We start from the raw sequence: 1,454 nt of genomic DNA, 5'->3' as shown, positions 1-1,454 counted from the left end.
ACATATACCGAGGCCCATGATCGAGCCAGCTTGCTGGTGAAGTGACTGAACGAGGTTCCAGGAAAAGCCACTAAGCTTCAGCTACACACGACCGTACCGCAAACCGACACTGGTGCGCGAGATGAGTATTCTAAGGCGCTTGAGAGAACTCAGGAGAAGGAACTCGGCAAATTGACACCGTAACTTCGGAAGAAGGTGTGCCCTATTAGTGTGAAGTGAACAACGGAGCATGAATGGGTTGCAAAAAATCGGTGGCTGCGACTGTTTATTAAAAACACAGCACTCTGCAAACACGAAAGTGGACGTATAGGGTGTGACGCCTGCCCGGTGCTGGAAGATTAAATGATGGGGTGCAAGCTCTTGATTGAAGTCCCAGTAAACGGCGGCCGTAACTATAACGGTCCTAAGGTAGCGAAATTCCTTGTCGGGTAAGTTCCGACCTGCACGAATGGCGTAACGATGGCCACACTGTCTCCTCCTGAGACTCAGCGAAGTTGAAATGTTTGTGATGATGCAATCTCCCCGCGGAAAGACGGAAAGACCCCATGAACCTTTACTGTAGCTTTGTATTGGACTTTGAACAGATCTGTGTAGGATAGGTGGGAGGCTTTGAAGCAGGGTCGCTAGATCTTGTGGAGCCAACGTTGAAATACCACCCTGGTGTGTTTGAGGTTCTAACCTAGGTCCATTATCTGGATCGGGGACAGTGCATGGTAGGCAGTTTGACTGGGGCGGTCTCCTCCCAAAGCGTAACGGAGGAGTTCGAAGGTACGCTAGTTACGGTCGGACATCGTGACGATAGTGCAATGGCATAAGCGTGCTTAACTGCGAGACTGACAAGTCGAGCAGATGCGAAAGCAGGACATAGTGATCCGGTGGTTCTGTATGGAAGGGCCATCGCTCAACGGATAAAAGGTACTCTGGGGATAACAGGCTGATACCGCCCAAGAGTTCATATCGACGGCGGTGTTTGGCACCTCGATGTCGGCTCATCTCATCCTGGGGCTGTAGCCGGTCCCAAGGGTATGGCTGTTCGCCATTTAAAGAGGTACGTGAGCTGGGTTTAAAACGTCGTGAGACAGTTTGGTCCCTATCTTCCGTGGGCGCTGCAGATTTGAGGAAGCCTGCTCCTAGTACGAGAGGACCGGAGTGGACACACCTCTGGTGTATCGGTTGTCACGCCAGTGGCATTGCCGAGTAGCTAAGTGTGGAAGAGATAACCGCTGAAAGCATCTAAGCGGGAAACTCGTTTCAAGATGAGATCTGCCGGGGCCTTGAGCCCCCTAAAGAGTCGTTCAAGACCAGGACGTTGATAGGTCAGGTGTGGAAGCGCAGTAATGCGTTAAGCTAACTGATACTAATTGCTCGTGCGGCTTGACCCTATAACTTTGATCTACGATCAAGGTGTTATGCCAAGTTGACGCATTCAAGATTCCGATGCCACAAGCATCAAA

Annotated in this window: 1 rRNA gene; it reads left to right on the top strand. The window is 51.0% G+C overall.

Going from position 1 to position 1,454, the window contains the following annotated elements:
• Window positions 1-1,382: ribosomal RNA gene (locus tag QTI45_RS35305) — 23S ribosomal RNA — on the top strand; the annotation flags it as partial.
• Between the last annotated feature and the right edge of the window lie 72 nt (window positions 1,383-1,454).

The sequence above is a fragment of the Variovorax saccharolyticus genome (assembly GCF_030316765.1).
GTDB lineage: Bacteria > Pseudomonadota > Gammaproteobacteria > Burkholderiales > Burkholderiaceae_C > Variovorax > Variovorax saccharolyticus.
The sequence above is the reverse complement of the archived record's forward strand: the minus strand, read 5'-3'. Positions and strand labels throughout refer to the sequence as shown.